The sequence below is a fragment of the Providencia sp. PROV188 genome, from assembly GCF_027595165.1.
GTDB classification, from domain to species: domain Bacteria; phylum Pseudomonadota; class Gammaproteobacteria; order Enterobacterales; family Enterobacteriaceae; genus Providencia; species Providencia lanzhouensis.
In genome coordinates this window covers 895,099-912,561 of the sequence record NZ_CP097291.1, presented here as the reverse complement: position 1 = coordinate 912,561, position 17,463 = coordinate 895,099, and the positions used below count along the sequence as shown (strand labels likewise).

Here is a 17,463-nt window from a genome sequence, read left to right as displayed (position 1 = left end):
TTGACTCACTCTCTTAAATCAGGTTTAATACGCTCCGTTGCCCGGATAGCTCAGTCGGTAGAGCAGGGGATTGAAAATCCCCGTGTCCTTGGTTCGATTCCGAGTCCGGGCACCACTATTTAAAGAACCCGCCCTAGTGGCGGGTTTTTGCTTTTTAGCCTTTCCAAACTGATTCAACCCCAATCTACTCAGCAATCACCTTAACTTAATCTAAATTTCATAAATTCAGATCTTATTTGATTTAGCTCCACATTTGCGTTGATTTTATAGCGTATAAATAACTATATGATAAAAGTTGTTTTGTAACTCTTTGGTAAACAACAAAAAAACAACCCAGAGTTAATCTTCTCTCAACGTTTTTAACCAACTTTTAATCATTAATCATGGCTATTTATAGTCTAATAAATATACAAGACATCATAACAACAAGATTGGCGTATAGTTTCTTATTGCCTTAATCACTTTTAAGCAATGAGCTGAAGGAGCGCTTATGTGTAAAGAATCAGTGAAAAGCCCGATGTATTTATCCATTGCAAACTGGGTAATGAAACAGGGTCGCTGGATCACCGCCAGAGAAATCTCGAATAACTTTGAAATTCCGCATACCAATGCGGTGAATATTGTCTCTTATATTCTTTCGGATGTGGCAGAAATACAGTGTGAAGTCAAAATGATCCCCAATAAATTATCGGGGCGAGGCTGCCAATGCCAACGATTGATTAAAGTGACTAAAATTGATAGCCAGCTTTATTCTCGCCTAAAAAATTACACTTCCGAGAAAATGACGATTGAGTCACCAGTGAAAACGAATCTCGTCCCACCAACAGAACTTAATCGTGAGCAGAAATGGCAGTGGATGCTATCTAAAGCCCAGCGTCGTTAATATTATTTTCATCGACGCCATAACGAAAAAACGCAGGCTTAAAGCCTGCGTTGAGGTTACTGACAAAGTATTATTGACGATTTTTGCACATTGGTATCATTGACCTTTCGGTTTGACATCCGTGGTTCCCTGCAACCGAGGGCGATTCGGCTCTATCTCAGTTAACGGAATGGCTTTTTCTAAACTTTGACGATAACGTCCCGCTAAATCTTGATACTCTTTGGTATTTAGCTGTTTCCAATGAAGCTCTTCATCGCTCACATGGCGAAAAAAACGCGCAGGTGCGCCGATCAACATTTGTCTTGGCTCACCTTGGAAACCCGCCTTAACGAAACTCATCGCACCAATAATGCTCTCGTCACCGATGACAGCGCCATCCATCACTACGCTATTCATGCCGACCAGTGCATCACGCCCAATAATACAACCATGTAAAATTGAGCCATGACCAATATGTCCAGATTCCCGCACAATAGTCTCAACATCACTGTAACCATGCATGATGCAACCGTCTTGAATATTCGCCCCTTTTTCGATGGTTAGGCGCCCATAATCCCCCCGTAATGAGGCATTTGGACCCACAAACACATCGGCACCAATAATGACATCACCAATCACCACGGCGGAAGGATGAACGTAGGCCGTTGGATGCACCACGGGTGTCACCCCTTCAAAGCTATAAAAACTCATAATCACCTCACCGTCATCCAATCACTGGTAGGATTAGCGTCCTTTCCAGTTTGGCTCACGCTTCTCTGAGAATGCTAAAGGACCTTCCGTAGCATCTTCGGAGTGCAATACGGCAGGGTAGTTTTCTAACACACCACTGCGCATCAATTTATAGCCCTCTTCCACCGTTAATTCTCCGGTTGCACGGAAAATTTCTTTCAGTGCGGCAACGGCTAACGGAGCGCTTTGTGTGATTTTTTCAGCCAGCTCCCGAGCTTTATCCATTAAATTCTCGATAGGCACGACTTCATTCGCAATCCCCCAGCGCAGAGCCTCTTGAGCATCCATTCGGCGCCCTGTCATTACCATCTCATTGACGATAGGCGCAGGCAGAATTTTTGGTAAGCGCAGAACGCCGCCGCTATCAGGCACAATACCTAATTGCGCTTCAGGTAGCGCGAAACTGGCATTTTCAGAGCAGATAATCATATCTGCCGCCAGCGCTAGCTCAAAACCACCGCCAAACGCATAACCGTTTACTGCCGCGATTACGGGTTTATTTAAGTTGAAAATCTCAGTTAATCCCGCAAAACCACCTGGACCAAAATCAGCATCAGGGGCTTCCCCTTCCGCCGCAGATTTTAAATCCCATCCCGCAGAGAAAAAACGTTCTCCAGCCCCCGTAATAATGGCCACTCTCAGTGTTGGGTCATCACGGAAATTAAGGAAAACTTCTCCCATTTTAAAACTGGTTTTTGCATCAATGGCGTTGGCTTTAGGTCTATCGAGTACAATTTCTAGCACGGCACCATGACGGGTAACTTTTAATGATTCGCTCATAGTTTAAACCTTTAGGTTGTTATTCGATTATTTCAGATGTTTTTTCAGCACCTTACCAGAGCAGTTACGAGGTAAACCTTGACGGACTTCCACCAATGAGGGTACTTTGAACTTCGCCATTTTCGTTTCACAGAAAGCGAAAAACTCTTCTTGGGTTAGCGTTACCCCCTCCTCCAGCACGATAAACGCTTTGATAGCTTCATCACGAATGGCATCCATCACACCGATAACCGCAACATCCGCAACTGCCGGATGGGACGCGATGATGTTCTCAATTTCGCTACAAGAGACGTTTTCCCCGCCACGTTTGACCATATTGCTACTACGGTCAACAAAGTAGAAAAATCCATCTTCATCTTGATAAGCAAAATCGCCTGTGTGCATCCACCCTTCACTATCAAAAGTTTTCTCTGTGGCTTCTGGATTGTTGTAATAGGCTTTAAATAAGGTTTTACCCCGCTCGCCTTTTACACATAGCTCGCCAATTTCGCCGGTTTTTAACGGTTGATTATGTTTATCTCGAATTTGAGCTTGATAACCAAATCCAGGGCGTCCAATGGACGGCCAGCGCCGTTCATCCCCAGGTCTATCACCAATCAGCCCAACAATAGTTTCAGTCATGCCGTACGATGTAAGAAACCGCGTCACCACAAAGCGATCCATAAACTGTTGTTTTTCTTTATCACTTAAATTGAGATAGAACATCACTTCCCGTAAACAGTGCGCTTGCTCATTGTCGGCAACTGGTTGACTCATTAAGGTGCGGATCATCATTGGGATCAGCTCCGCCACTGTCGCGCGATGCTTCACAATCTGTTGCCAAAAACGCCGAGCACTGTATTTCTCAAGGAGAACAAAGGTTGCCCCAGCGGAGAATGCCGCAATAGCCGCTGTGCATTGGCAATCGATATGAAAAGCGGGCATCACCGTCAAATAGACATCATCAGAACGTAATGCACATTGCCAAGAGGAGTAATAACCAGCAAAGCGCAGATTATAGTGGGTGATAATGACCCCTTTTGGTTTAGAGGTCGTCCCTGAGGTAAATAGAATTTCGGCAGTATCATCCACACTGAGTTCAACCTGCTCCGCCAGCACAATCGATTGTTGAGCTAGTTCAACGGTAAAGTCAGTTATACCTTGCTGCGTTGGTAATTGGGTGTCTGAAATTAAGAAGATATGTTCGAGCGCTGTTGCTTTGTCATCAACAAGAGTTTGGTAAATATCGGCAAAATGGGGACGAGTGACAACCAGCCGAGGTTGGCAGTTTTGGATGATCCATGCGCTCTCTTCGTACTTAAATCGCGCATTGACCGGCACCATGATCGCCCCAATTTTGGCAAGACCAAACCAGCAAAAGAAAAACTCTGGGCAATTATCTAAATGTAACGCAACTTTATCCCCTTTTTGGATACCATAGCTTAAAAAGAGGTTGGCAGTCCGGTTAATCTGCTGATTCATTTCTAAATAGCTGAATTCACGCACATCGCCATCACAGGATTCAAAGATAAGCGCCTTTTTATTGACGTGAGTTTTCGCAAAATCATCCCACATTTGACGCAAATTTTGTTTACCGATTACATCCATTAATTGTTATCCCATCATTTCCCTAATGTCTATTCAGCCCAACAGGAATGATTGAACTGAATAGTCATTGAATTACTCAACAATTTTAGCCAGCCCTTTCTCGACCAGCCCCCTAATCTCATTTTCGTTATAACCAATGTTTTGCAGAATATCCGACGTGTCCATGCCGTGAGATGGCATGCCGCGCCAGATTTGCCCCGGATTGTTTTTGAATTTTGGCATCACATTTGGACCACGACAGGTACGCCCGTCCATGGTTTGCCAACTGGTGATAGATTCGCGGGCAATATATTGTGGATTGGTTTCTAATTCTGGAATGGTAAGCACCTTGGCACTGGCAATATTCAGCTCCGCCAAACGCGCTAAAACCACATCAATGTCACGCGCCCCTAGCCACTCATCTAATTTTTCTTCAACAAGTGGACCATACGGACACTCAACACGGTGAATGAGCTGCGTACCTTCAGGAATTTCCGGTGTACCCAATAAGTGAGCAAGACCAATATCTTTGAAGATTTCTTGGATCTGAGTAATACCCACAATCTCCATTACGATATAACCGTCTTTACAGCTATAGAGACCGCAACCGGCATAATATGGGTCTTTCCCTTTTGTCATTCGTGGGCAAATTTCGCCGCCGTTAAAGTAGTCCATCATGAAATATTGCCCCATACGCAGCATCACTTCGTACATGGCAATATCAATACTTTCGCCTTTACCTGTTTTTTGAACTTTATACAGCGCCGCTAAAGCGGAGGTGGTGGCGGTCATGCCAGAAAAATAGTCTGCGGTATACGGGAATGCCGGCATTGGCTGTTCTTTATCACCGTTTTGAATTAAATAACCGCTGAATGCTTGCGCAATGGTGTTATACGCCGCAAGGTTGGTGTATTGCGGGTCGCCGTATTGTCCGAAGCCTGATAAGTGGGCGATCACTAATTTCGGGTTATGCTCCCACAACAATTCATCGGTGATCCCTCTGCGCGCAAAGGCTGGACCTTTACTGGCTTCGATAAAAATATCCGTCGTTTCCATCAGTTTAAGGAACGCTTCTCGACCTTCATCTTTAAAGATGTTCAGCGATAGCGCCCGTAGATTGCGGCGAGATAGTTGCGGGTAGTTAGGTTGAACGCGAATAGTGTCAGCCCATGCGACGTTTTCGATCCAAATAACCTCTGCGCCCCACTCTGCGAACATTTGTCCGGCAAATGGGCCTGCAATTTCAATCCCTGAAAATACCACCCTAACCCCAGATAGCGGGCCAAACTCGGGCATTGGTAAATGCTCTGCCATTTTCTCATCTCCTGTGAAACTAAAGTGATCTCCCGAGAATCTCAGGAGATCAATCAACGACAAACCTCGATTAGCGGTACTGTTTCAGTACGCTACGACCTAATGTCAGTATTTGCATTTCATCTGAACCGCCCGATACACGATCCACGCGCAGGTCACGCCAGAAACGTGCGATACGGTGTTCACCTGCAATACCCACACCACCGAGGACTTGCATTGCTGAATCCACAACTGCAAATGCTGCGTTTGCACAGAAGTATTTACACATTGCCGCATCACCAGAGGTGATTAAACCGTTGTCACTCTTCCATGCAGTTTCATATAACATGTTGCGCATCGAATTGAGCTTGATCGCCATATGTGCAAATTTTTCTTGAATTAATTGATAACGACCGATGGCTTCACCAAATTGAACACGTTGGTTGGCATAGCGCGCCGCATCTTCAAACGCACACATTGCTGTACCGTAGTTGGTCAATGCCACTAAGAAGCGCTCATGATCAAACTCTTCTTTCACACGGTTAAAGCCGTTGCCTTCACGACCAAACATGTCTTTTTCATCAAGCTCAACGTTGTCAAACGTAATTTCGCAGCAGCTATCCATGCGCAGACCCAGTTTTTCAAGTTTGTTCACCTTGATACCCGGCTTGCTCATATCTAAAAACCACTCAGTGAAAACAGGTTTATCCGGTGAATCCGCATCGCGGCTCATCACCACGATGTATGGTGTGTACGCACTACTGGTGATAAAGCATTTGCTACCGTTTAAGTACACTTTTCCATTACGGCGAGTGTATGTCGTTTGTAAACTACCAACGTCAGAACCTGCACCCGGTTCAGTAATAGCGGAGTTCCACATCTGTTTACCCGTACCACGGAACGCCATGATTTTGTCGATTTGCTCTTGAGTACCTTCACGCAGAACCGTATTAAAACCACCCGGTAATTGGTACAGAACATAAGTAGGAGCACCCAAGCGACCTAATTCCATCCATACCGCAGCAACCGTAATAAAACCTGCATTTAAGCCACCGTGCTCTTCAGGGATCAGTAGGTTATCAATTTCCATATCCGCTAAGGCTTTTACAAAACGCTCTGGGTATTTGCTTTCACGGTCACATTCAGCGAAATAGCTTTCCCAGTTCTCACTTGCCATCAGTTCACGGATCCCTGCGACAAACAGTTCCTGCTCATCATTCAATCTAAAATCCATATCAATAACCTCTTCAATGTTGTTTCTGAAATATTATTTCTGAGTAAAATTAATCGTTTTTCCAATGCACTCTTGCATCTTTAATAAAGGAGAGCGTTACCATGATGTTCACGAAAAAAAGTGGGCATCCTCCGGCAATAATCGCCGTTTGAATGGGTTTCAATCCGCCTAATGCCAGTAAGACAATGCCAATCACGCCGACAAGTACAGACCAACCAATACGCACTAATAACGGTGGCTCCTCTCCATCTTTCACTGCGCGACAAGTCGACATAGCGAGAGTGTATGAACAGGCGTTAATCAGTGTGACAGTGGCGATAAAGCAGAGGATGAAGAAGCCCCAAATTGTTACAGTGCTCAAAGGTAAAGCGGCCCAAGTTTCAATGATGGCTCGTGCAACACCGAACTCTTCAATCAACTTAGGAATGTTAATGACATTTTTATCAATCAGTTGGAGCGTGTTACTGCCGAGAATGGTCCAAATTAAGGTAGTACCTGCGGTTAAGCCCGCAACCATACCTAAACACAGTTCACGAACAGTACGTCCTTTGGAAATACGTGCGAGGAAAATACACATTTGAATCGCGTAGATAACCCACCAAGCCCAGTAAAACACGGTCCAACCTTGAGGGAATCCACCTTTGCCAACTGCATCGGTATAGAACAGCATGCGTGGCATATACATTAATAATACGCCGACAGAGTCTGTAAAATAGTTGGCGATAAAGCTCGCACCACTGACAATAAGCACCCATCCAAGCATTAAGAAACTTAAATAGCTGCGTACATCACTGGCGGCTTTCACCCCTTTTTGCAGACCAAATGCTACACACACCGCATTGAGGATGATCCAGCAGAAGATAATGATCGCATCAAGCTGCAAGGTATGTGGAATACCAAACAGATATTGAATACATTCAGTCACCAGCGGTGTTGCCAGACCCAAGCTGGTTCCCATCGCTAAAATCAATGCAACCAAATAGAAGTTGTCGATAATGGTACCAAACCAGCCATTGGCACGCTTCTCACCCACCAGCGGAGCCAGCGTACTACTTGGGCGGATCACATCCATTTTACGAACAAAGAAAAAGTAAGCGAAAGCAACAGAGAGGAAGCTGTAAGTTGCCCACGGCAGCGGTCCCCAATGGAACAAGCTGTAAGCTAATCCGATACTTTTAGCTTCATTAGAATAAGGTGCAAAATCAAACGGCGGCGATGAAATATAGTAATAAATTTCAATCGATCCCCAGAACAGCACCGCGGCTGAAGTACAAGATGCGAACATCATAAAAATCCAGCCAGCTCGGCTAAATTCTGGCTTTTCATCCCCTAAACGTTTCTTCGCATAAGGTCCGAAAATTAACCAAAACCAACCACCAAACATAATGACCATATACCATTCAAATGCCCATCCCCAGACATTGGTGACATAGCTAAAGACTTGGTTAATCACTTCGTTTGATGCATCGAGGTCACGTACTGTTAACCAGCACAGTAACCCGACAATAATTAATGGTGGGAAAAAAACTTTCGGTTCTATTCCGACCTTTTTATTTTCTTTGCTCATAGGTCTATTCCAATTTATTATTTAATACATAAGTTTTAAAACAATAAATATTTAACATTCATTTAATGACTTCTAAATAAACGCCTCTTAAATATGCCCAATTACTTATTATCAATAGCCAATTAAAGATTAATTAATTTATTTACTATTTGAATCATGTCGGCTCACCAATAACAATTCTGTTATTAAGGTCACAATATTATTCGTGATAAAAATTTGTTATTAATTTTTACGTTAAAAACAGAAAAATAAACCAATGAAAACAAAGCGATGAAATATAATGTTAGGTTAATGTTATTAAACTCATTCAGTATTGGTGATTAAGCTAGCAATATTGAACATTAGATTGCTAACTTGATGATTTTTACAGTATTGGTGAGTAATGTAACAGTATGAATATTTAAACCCGCTTTAATTTAAGGCATTCAATATTGGTGATGTAGGTTTTATTTTTAAATATCCAGTTCGTGATACTCATATAAATATTAAACCACAACTGTTCCATTTATTTTATTCTAGGAGATGTAATGAATATTATTACATGCTACAAATCTGTTCCTGATGAACAAGATATTGTTGTTAATAGCTCAGATGGCTCTTTAGATTTTTCTCGCGCTGACACTAAAATTAGTCAATATGATTTAAATGCCATTGAAGCTGCGAATCAAATAAAAGCGCAGCAACCAGAAAGCAAAGTTATTGCGTTAAGTATTGGTGGCAAAGCACTGACCAACATGAAAGGTCGTAAAGACGTTTTATCCCGTGGTCCCGATGAATTAGTCGTGGTGGTTGAAGACCAATTCGAATATGCCCTGCCGCATCAAAGCGCGATTGCCCTTAGTGCTGCCGCCAAAAAAGTGGGCTTTGATTTGATTCTGTGCGGTGATGGCTCTGCTGACCTCAACGCCCAGCAAGTCAGTATTTTAATGGGAGAGGAGCTGCAAGTTCCTGCCATTAACGGGGTCAAAAAAATCCTCTCTATTGCACCAGATACCATTGTTGTTGAACGTGAACTCGAAGACGAAATCGAAACGTTATCCATTCCACTGCCTGCGGTTATTGCTGTGACTTCAGACATTAACGTCCCTGTTATTCCATCGATGAAAGCCATTTTAGGTGCGGCGAAAAAACCTGTTCAAGCATGGACGGCTGCTGATATCGGTCTTGGTGATGTGGCGGCGTTATCGGCTCAATCGATTGCTGCACCAAAACAAAAAGTTCGTCAGCGCATCATTATTGAAGGCGATGGCGATGATCAAGTTGCACAGTTCGCTGAACATTTAAGAAAAATCATTAAATAATAGGGGGAGTTATGAGCAAATTATCAACCGTTTGGGTACTGAGTGACATGACTTCTCGCTTACCTGAACTGATCGGCGGCGCGCAGACTCTTGGTGAACATGTCAACGTTCTCGCATTGGATGACGCGCAAACCACTCAAGCTTTTCAACTCGGTGCGAACCAAGTTATTCAATTATCCGGCAAACCTGATGACCGCATTATCGAAGATTATGCAGATACCGTCGTCGATGTGATCAAGCAACATGGTGATACCGGACTGCTGTTATTGCCAAATACACGCCGTGGAAAACTATTGGCGGCACGTTTAGGCGCAAGACTGCAAGCCGCTGTATCGAATGATGCTACCACTGTCGTCATCGAAGATAACAAGCCAGTTATCAAACACATGGTCTATGGCGGTTTGGCGTTCGGCAGTGAAACATTAAGCAGCTCATTTTCCATCGCCACAGTGGCGACTGGGACTTTTGATTCCGCATCAAGTAATGCATCACTTAGCGGCACAGCCCAAGTTGCACAATGGATTAAACCGAAACAATCTGTTGTACGTACCTCGGTTCAGCAAAAAGCGGGTAACTCCGTTGAGTTAGACAAAGCGCGCCTTGTGGTCAGTGTGGGTCGAGGTATCGGTAGCCAAGAAAATATTGCCATTGCTAAAGCATTAGCGGATTCCATTGGTGCTGAAATTGCGTGTTCGCGCCCTGTGGCTGAAAACGAAAAATGGATGGAGCATGAACGCTATGTGGGTATTTCCAACCTGATGATCAAACCTGAACTGTATCTGGCAGTCGGTATTTCAGGGCAGATACAACACATGGTTGGCGCCAATGGCGCTCAAACAATTGTTGCCATCAACAAAGACAAAAATGCCCCTATCTTCCAATTTGCAGACTACGGAATTGTTGGGGATCTCTTTAAAATTCTTCCAGCATTGACTCAGCAACTGGCCAAATAAACATCCTAAGTAGTGGGGGAACTCCCTCACTACTGTATTAAGTTTGGAGACACTATGTCCGATGATATTTTTGATGCAATCATAGTAGGAGCTGGTCTGGCTGGCTCAGTTGCTGCACTGGTACTTGCCCGTGAAGGTGCTCAAGTTCTCCTAATTGAAAGAGGAAACTATGCGGGCGGCAAGAACGTAACAGGTGGGCGCATGTATGCTCACAGTTTAGAGCGGATCATCCCTGGGTTTACCAAAGAAGCGCCTATTGAGCGCATGATCACCCACGAAAAGCTCTCTTTTATGACCGAAACCGGTGCAATGACGGTGGATTACCAAAATGGTGACCCACAAAAACCCGAAGAAACCTCATGGTCCATCCTGCGTGGAAAACTGGATCCATGGTTAGCTGAACAAGCTGAAAATGCAGGTGCACAATGCATCACTGGGATCCGCGTTGATAAGCTGGTTGAACGTGATGGCAAAGTCGTTGGTGTCGAAGCTGACGGTGATGTACTCGAAGCCAAAGTGGTGATCCTCGCTGACGGTGTAAATTCCCTTCTAGCAGAACAATTGGGCATGACAAAACGCGTCAGTGCCGAGCATGTCGCTGTCGGCGTCAAAGAGCTGATTGAGCTACCAAAAGACGTTTTACAAAACCGCTTTAACCTTCAAGGTAACGAAGGTGTTGCGTGGCTATTTGCAGGCTCGCCAACCGATGGTTTGATGGGCGGTGGTTTCCTTTACACCAACGAAGATACGATTTCGTTAGGGCTGGTCTGTGGTCTACACCACATCAAAGACGCCAAAAAATCCGTTCCACAAATGCTCGAAGATTTTAAACAGCACCCTGCTGTCGCACCATTAATTGAAGGCGGAAAAATGATTGAATACGCCGCCCATGTGGTGCCTGAAGCTGGTTTAAAAATGCAATCTGAACTGGTTCGAGATGGTGTTCTTGTTGCTGGCGATGCCGCAGGTATGTGCATGAACTTAGGCTTTACAATTCGCGGTATGGACTTAGCCGTCGCTTCAGGTGAAGCCGCAGCTCAAGCCGTACTCAGCGCAATGAAAAAAGAGGACTTTAGCAAGCAAGGCCTAAGCGAATACCTCACTTTGCTGGAACAAGGTCCATTGCGCGATATGAAAGCCTACCAAAGAATGCCTGAATTCTTAGATAACCCGCGCATGTTCACCGCATACCCGGAGATGGCACTTGGTATTGCCAAAAAACTGTTCACCATCTCAGATGAAGCCCCTGTGCCTCTGCGCAAAACCATGCTGCAACATGCGAAAAAAGTCGGCTTTATGAATCTAATTAAAGACGGAATTAAAGGAGTGAGAGCGATATGAGTGCTCCCGTAAATGTTGATGTCAAACTCGGTATTAACAAATTTAATGTCGATGAAGAGATCCCCCATATCGTTATCAAAGAGCAACCTGATATGGCGGTACTCGAAACATTAACCAAAGCCTGCCCAGCAGGTTTGTATAAAAAACAAGATGATGGCTCGGTGCGTTTTGATTATGCCGGCTGTCTTGAATGTGGGACATGCCGCATTCTGGGTCTCGGTAGCGCACTGGAAAAATGGGAATATCCACGCGGTACCTTCGGTATTGAGTTTCGATACGGCTGATATAGCTAGCGCTTACTCTCGAAGCGAAGTTATCCCATAAAGTTATGTTGCTTCGAGAGCTTTTTTTATTTTATTGCGCTAATGCAGGTAACGACTATGCAACCTAAAAGCTTTGATGACATCCAGTTTTCCTCAGTCCACCGCCGCATTATGTTGTGGGGCAGCGGTGGGCCTTTTCTTGACGGTTACGTATTAGTCCTCATTGGCGTTGCCTTAGAGCAACTCACTCCAGTGCTTAATTTAAGTAATGAGTGGATTGGTTTACTCGGTGCGGCCACGTTAGCGGGGCTGTTTATCGGTACCTCTTTATTTGGTTATATCTGCGACCAAGTCGGTCGCCGTAAAATGTTCCTGATTGATATTGTGGCTATTGGGGCAATCTCCGTCGCCACTATGTTTGTTTCAACGCCTTTGCAGCTTCTATTAATGCGCTTTTTAATAGGCATAGTCATCGGGGCTGACTACCCGATAGCCACGTCGATGATCACCGAATTTTCCAATACTAAACAGCGTGCTTTTGCTGTCGGGTTTATTGCCGCGATGTGGTACGTCGGTGCCACTTGCGCCAACCTTGTGGGCTATGCTTTATACGATGTTGAAGATGGCTGGCGCTGGATGCTTGGGAGCGCCGTAATTCCCTGCATCGTGATTTTGATTGGTCGTTTTGATTTACCTGAGTCGCCACTTTGGCTGATCCGCAAAGGTCGGCATCAAGAATGCCAAAAGATGATGACCAAATTATTCGGTCAGCCCGTGGTATTTGAGGCCGAAGAGCAAAAGAAAACCCGCTTTATTGATATTTTTACCAAGCGGCACTTCTCTTTTGTCTTATTCACCGCAGCGATTTGGACTTGCCAAGTGATCCCCATGTTTGCCATTTACACATTTGGCCCGCAAATTGTCGGGGAACTTGGTTGGGATCAAGGGAAAAATGCCGCACTCGGTAATGTCGTCATTAGCCTATTCTTTATGCTCGGCTGCTTACCTGCAATGTACTGGCTCAACAAAATGGGCAGAAGACCTTTACTAATTGGCAGCTTTGCAATTATGACCTGCGCTTTGGCAATCCTTGGCTTATTCTCCAACTTGGGGATCTGCTTGGTAATCATTATGTTCGGTATTTACGCTTTCTTTTCTGGTGGTCCAGGGATATTACAATGGCTGTATCCGAACGAGCTTTTTCCGACCGATATTCGTGCTTCCGCTGTTGGCGTGATTATGTCTATAAGCCGCATCGGAACCATTTTTTCAACATGGGCACTGCCTGTCTTTATTCACGAATATGGCATTAGCCATGTGGTGCTCATGGGGGCTGGCGTTTCGTTAGTCGGCTTAGTGGTTTCCATCCTGTTTGCGCCAGAAACTAAAGGATTAACCTTAGCGCAAACCTCCAAGATGAGCATAATGAAAAGAAAATAGCCTAATACCCGTTTTAAAAATCTTTCGGCTAATCACAACGAAATCTCGGGGATTAAATATCCCCGTGTCCTTGGTTCTATTTCATGCTCTTTAGAGATTAATTCAACTTTATCACTTCTTAAAAATTGAATACCCGTAAGGTCATATCCATAAATATCTTTCAGCGCCCATTCTTTTTTTAAAAAATGGCCGCTTAATAAGGAATCTAGCCGAGCTAAATCAACTTTTATTTTCTCATTAGAATAAGTATTGAGTTTTGTCTGTAATTTATAGCGAAGAAATTCCAACATAATAATGCTTGCATTACATATCGCATATTGGTTTATTGACGCTAAATTCCCACCAATGACATAACATTCCCAGTTATGATGAACATCAACAATCGCATCCACTTCACTATTTTCATATAATGGTATAAAGCCATAAAACATCTGAAGAAGAAAAAGAGTTTCACACTCAGTTAAATAATCATCCGAAGATGAAAAACTAGGTAGCTTATCTCTAATTAACTGAATATAAGCACACGCTTGTTGAAATTGCTCTAGGTTTAAGTTTGTTTCAACACCATAAAACTGTGTTGATTGGCTACACATATGTGTTAACTGATATTTCATAATATAATCATTTGGGATTGATGCTTTTCAATACTCTTGAAAAACAAATAATGTGTTTTCCAAAATATAAATCGCAATTTAAAGTTAATTACACACCGTATCTTTATAAGAGCATCCACTTCAATATCAATTGTTTAAAGCAAAAAAACAACATCAATTATTACATATACAAAAAAGATAGCGCCATATTTTAAAATTCAACAATGAAAATCAAAAATAGATTCACTTTCAATTAATAAAAATTTATTATAGTCCAACATTTTATTAATGATAATATTTTTCAATTAAGAGAACAAGAAATCAATTATATTTATAAATTTATTAAAAATTGATTTTCTTTTTTAGATGGGAATTAAATAGAAACCAATGTTGATAGTTTAAATATAACGATATTTAAACTATCAACTTCAGATAAATGAAATAACGTAGACGAGCAAGAAAAAATCATTTCACCTTTATGGCATAATCACTTTCCATGTCATCATCACCGCACTGCATAAAATCAGCAATAACGTAATATATTGGAAAGTTCGCTCAGATAATTTCACCAGCAAATATTTCGCTAGCGGCATCACTAACAGTGCCCCTACACATAAAATTAATGCCAGTTTTAAATCCGTGTGACCATCTTGCGCATAAGCCAGCGCCGAAGAGCCTGATAACACCGTCGTCACCACAATTGATGTGCCAATGGCTTGCTTAATATTTAAATCCATATAACGCAATAACATGGGTAGAACGACCACTCCGCCGCCAACCCCAGTTGCGCCTAATACAATTCCCGCCAATACCGCCGGGATCGCCATCGCTTTCAATTGGTTTTCTTTCACGGCAACTTTTTTACGCGGATTAGCAAAAAACATCCGTTGAATAAATAAATACAATGAAAAAATAATGGCGGCGGAGACCAACAGATTAATGCCCCACTCCACCTGGTTTTCATAAGCAGGGATACTGCCTAGCCACGTCACAAACAAGCTGGATAAAAACGTACTTGGCAACATAATCGCCAAGACAATCAGCGCTCCTTTTAAGGGAATATTGCCTAGCCGAAAATGCATGTATGACGAAGAGACCTTCATCAACATAGAGAGAAAGTTGGCCGTTGCCACTGCGGCTAAGGCGTTAAGCCCAAAAAAATAAGTCAGTATGGGTAAAACAATCACACCACCGCCCACACCGGTTGTGCTTATAATCAAGCCAATCAGTGCGCCGATGGCTAACTCTGTGACAATCATGGTGGTTTATCCTGCCTGAGTAACGGCTTGTCGACCTTTTTGCAATGCGATGTCTGCATCTTCATTGGCAAGGGTTAAATATTTGAAAAATAGCGTATCGAATATCACCATCTGCAACACTTGAGGTGTGATCACCCCCAGCTGAGAGTGTTGTTCATCATAGTAATATGGCAGCGTTAAATCCGCGAGACGCGCCGCGTCATCTTGCCCAAAGCGCGTTAAAGCAATCGTCGTGCAGCCATTTTCATGCGCCGACTTCAGCATTCGGTTAACTTCTGGCGTATTTCCCCTTGCTGTCACGGCGATGGCGAGATCCCCTTCACCTAAATTTGCCGAATAGCTCAGCTGCACATGCAAGTCAGGGCTAAATAACGCCGATTTATTAACGCGAATCAGTTTATGGAAAATATCATTCGCCACAATCGCTGATGAGCCAATACCAAATAGCACAATGCGCTTCGCTTCAACCAATTTTTGCGCGACGGCATCAACCGCGGCGGGCTCTAGCAGTTCTAAGGATTTTTCAATGGCACTAATAAATAACTGCCCAGATTTAGCGATAATCTGAGCCGTATCATCGTTACGGCTCAGATTGCCATACAAACTTTCCGCTTTGTGTTGCTTCTCATCAGATAAATAATCGACTTTGAATTCAGGATAGCCACGATAGCCCATTTGCCTTGCAAAACGAATGACGGATGCGCTGCTCACACCAGCCTCACGAGCCAATTCAGCGGCATTCATTGCCACAAGGCTATCGCGATATTCCAGCAAAAACTTCGCAATACGCTGCTCTGTGCCTTTGCCTCTCGTCAATAAGCTTTCCAATTTTACTGTCAGTGCTGACATGGCTATACCTTCTTATTATTTTTCTGGATCGTTGAAGCCTATTATCATACTGGCAATGAAACCGACAATCCATGCGCCTGCTACCGCAATCAGAAAATCCAGAATCTGCCCATCACCCACCAGCGGAATTAAGGATAAGCCTGCGGTACCAAATGGAATGATAATCCCCACATGGAAGAACGCCATCAGCGCACCGCCTGCGGCACCACCGATACAGCCAGCAATAAACGGTTTACCCAGCGGTAAGGAAACCCCGAACAGTAATGGCTCACCCACACCGAAGATACCGACGGGTAACGCGCCCACTAAGGTTTTCTTTAAACGCTGGTTTTTGGTTTTCAGGAACACCCAGAAACATGACCCCACTTGCCCCATTCCGCCCATGGCTAAGATTGGGAATAAATAGTTCAAACCAAAAGTTTGTAGAATTTCCGCATGAATTGGGATCAAACCTTGGTGCAGACCAGTCAGTAATAAGAATAGGAAGCTGCCACCTAAGATGCCACCCGTTGCTACTGCCCCGCCACCACTACTCAGTAGCGCCACAGAAACCCCTTGTGCCAGCACTTGGTTCAGATAATGACCCGCCGGTTGGAAGACGACTAACGCCACCATTGCAGAGACTAAAATCGTCACAAATGGCGTCACAATCAGATCTAAACTCTCTTTAATGATGCCCCTAAACCACACTTCAAACTTAGAGGAGAACACCACCACCATCAGCACCGCGAAAATTCCGCCGCTATTCGGTTGGAGTTTTTCACCAAATAAGGTGATATCAGCTAAGCCCGGCATCGCTAAAAGCCCCGCCATCACAGCACCAATCGACGTGGATGCGCCTAATTCTTTCGCGGTATTTACCCCAATCATAATGGATAAATAGGTAAATACTGCGCTACCGATCAGCTTTAATAATTTAAACAGCTCAGGGAACTGATCCACCACACCTGGCGCCACTAAACGCACAATATTAATCAGCCCCATAATTAGACCACAACCAATTAACGCAGGAATGGTTGGGACAAAAATTGCGGCTAATGTATTCAGCATACGGCGGATCGAGAACGATTTTTTCTCTGGCGCTGATGGTGTACTTTCATCACTTGCTACGCCGCTGTTTTGCATTCTTTTATTCATCACAGAGAAGACTTTCGCCGCCGTCCCCATGCCCACAATCACTTGTTGTTGTTCACCATTAAAGACAACCCCCTTCACGCCCTCCACTTGCTTAAGCGCATCTGCATCAAACTTGCTATTATCTTTTAAAACCAGACGGATACGCGTCATACAGTGGGTTAAGGTACCCACGTTTTCAAACCCGCCCGCATATTTTTCTATTTCTCTGGCGAGCACTTCCAGATGTTCTATCTTATTAGCCATAGGATTTCCCCGGTGTCGACTGAGTTATGACT

16 protein-coding genes and 1 tRNA gene are annotated in these 17,463 nt (G+C 43.9%); 7 read left to right on the top strand and 10 right to left on the bottom strand.

Annotation, left to right across the window (positions count from 1 at the left end; all coding sequences use genetic code 11):
* The first annotated feature begins 39 nt into the window (after positions 1 to 39).
* Positions 40 to 115: transfer RNA gene (locus M5X66_RS04010), tRNA-Phe, on the top strand.
* A 375-nt stretch (positions 116 to 490) separates the two neighbouring features.
* Positions 491 to 883, top strand: a complete 393-nt coding sequence (gene caiF, locus M5X66_RS04005) for a carnitine metabolism transcriptional regulator CaiF (RefSeq protein WP_036954132.1) — start codon at positions 491 to 493, stop codon at positions 881 to 883.
* Between the two features lie 96 nt (positions 884 to 979).
* On the opposite strand, the gene caiE is transcribed toward caiF, so the two are convergent.
* The 6 genes from caiE to caiT form a co-directional block, all read right to left on the bottom strand.
* Positions 980 to 1,573 (bottom strand): carnitine operon protein CaiE, encoded by a 594-nt coding sequence (caiE, locus tag M5X66_RS04000; RefSeq protein ID WP_036954130.1) that lies wholly within the window; start codon positions 1,571 to 1,573, stop codon positions 980 to 982.
* Between the two features lie 33 nt (positions 1,574 to 1,606).
* A complete protein-coding gene (gene caiD, locus M5X66_RS03995) occupies positions 1,607 to 2,392 on the bottom strand; it encodes a crotonobetainyl-CoA hydratase (RefSeq protein ID WP_108479451.1) in 786 nt (261 codons plus the stop codon).
* 27 nt (positions 2,393 to 2,419) lie between these two features.
* Positions 2,420 to 3,979, bottom strand: a complete 1,560-nt coding sequence (gene caiC, locus M5X66_RS03990) for a crotonobetaine/carnitine-CoA ligase (RefSeq protein ID WP_270103887.1) — start codon at positions 3,977 to 3,979, stop codon at positions 2,420 to 2,422.
* Between the two features lie 72 nt (positions 3,980 to 4,051).
* On the bottom strand, positions 4,052 to 5,272 hold the full coding sequence (caiB, locus tag M5X66_RS03985; RefSeq protein WP_154610150.1) for an L-carnitine CoA-transferase: 1,221 nt from the start codon (positions 5,270 to 5,272) through the stop codon (positions 4,052 to 4,054).
* 70 nt (positions 5,273 to 5,342) lie between these two features.
* Positions 5,343 to 6,485 carry a crotonobetainyl-CoA dehydrogenase gene (gene caiA / locus M5X66_RS03980; protein WP_036954121.1) on the bottom strand — a complete coding sequence of 381 codons (1,143 nt, stop codon included), beginning with the start codon at positions 6,483 to 6,485 and terminating at the stop codon, positions 5,343 to 5,345.
* A 49-nt stretch (positions 6,486 to 6,534) separates the two neighbouring features.
* Entirely contained in the window at positions 6,535 to 8,052 is a 1,518-nt protein-coding gene (gene caiT / locus M5X66_RS03975) for an L-carnitine/gamma-butyrobetaine antiporter (RefSeq protein ID WP_036954118.1), read from the bottom strand.
* 527 nt (positions 8,053 to 8,579) lie between these two features.
* Between caiT and fixA the strand changes: the two genes are divergently transcribed.
* The 5 genes from fixA (at position 8,580) to M5X66_RS03950 (ending at position 13,350) form a co-directional block, all read left to right on the top strand.
* On the top strand, positions 8,580 to 9,353 hold the full coding sequence (fixA, locus tag M5X66_RS03970; RefSeq protein ID WP_036954115.1) for a putative electron transfer flavoprotein FixA: 774 nt from the start codon (positions 8,580 to 8,582) through the stop codon (positions 9,351 to 9,353).
* Between the two features lie 11 nt (positions 9,354 to 9,364).
* On the top strand, positions 9,365 to 10,306 hold the full coding sequence (locus M5X66_RS03965) for an FAD-binding protein (RefSeq protein ID WP_108479455.1): 942 nt from the start codon (positions 9,365 to 9,367) through the stop codon (positions 10,304 to 10,306).
* Positions 10,307 to 10,360: 54 nt separating this feature from the next.
* Positions 10,361 to 11,647 carry an FAD-dependent oxidoreductase FixC gene (gene fixC / locus M5X66_RS03960; RefSeq protein ID WP_036954109.1) on the top strand — a complete coding sequence of 429 codons (1,287 nt, stop codon included), beginning with the start codon at positions 10,361 to 10,363 and terminating at the stop codon, positions 11,645 to 11,647.
* Complete coding sequence (gene fixX / locus M5X66_RS03955) at positions 11,644 to 11,931, top strand: ferredoxin-like protein FixX (protein ID WP_036954107.1); 288 nt, start codon at positions 11,644 to 11,646, stop codon at positions 11,929 to 11,931. Before fixC ends, fixX begins: the two co-directional genes overlap by 4 nt.
* Before the next feature lie 96 nt (positions 11,932 to 12,027).
* Entirely contained in the window at positions 12,028 to 13,350 is a 1,323-nt protein-coding gene (locus M5X66_RS03950; RefSeq protein WP_108479456.1) for an MFS transporter, read from the top strand.
* Positions 13,351 to 13,382: 32 nt separating this feature from the next.
* On the opposite strand, the gene M5X66_RS18660 is transcribed toward M5X66_RS03950, so the two are convergent.
* From M5X66_RS18660 to M5X66_RS03930, 4 genes are all read right to left on the bottom strand, one after another.
* On the bottom strand, positions 13,383 to 13,964 hold the full coding sequence (locus tag M5X66_RS18660; RefSeq protein ID WP_051422722.1) for a hypothetical protein: 582 nt from the start codon (positions 13,962 to 13,964) through the stop codon (positions 13,383 to 13,385).
* Positions 13,965 to 14,419: 455 nt separating this feature from the next.
* Positions 14,420 to 15,202 (bottom strand): sulfite exporter TauE/SafE family protein, encoded by a 783-nt coding sequence (locus M5X66_RS03940; RefSeq protein ID WP_154637327.1) that lies wholly within the window; start codon positions 15,200 to 15,202, stop codon positions 14,420 to 14,422.
* 6 nt (positions 15,203 to 15,208) lie between these two features.
* Entirely contained in the window at positions 15,209 to 16,051 is an 843-nt protein-coding gene (locus M5X66_RS03935) for a MurR/RpiR family transcriptional regulator (protein ID WP_036954098.1), read from the bottom strand.
* A gap of 15 nt (positions 16,052 to 16,066) precedes the next feature.
* A complete protein-coding gene (locus tag M5X66_RS03930) occupies positions 16,067 to 17,431 on the bottom strand; it encodes a PTS transporter subunit EIIC (RefSeq protein WP_154600402.1) in 1,365 nt (454 codons plus the stop codon).
* Between the last annotated feature and the right edge of the window lie 32 nt (positions 17,432 to 17,463).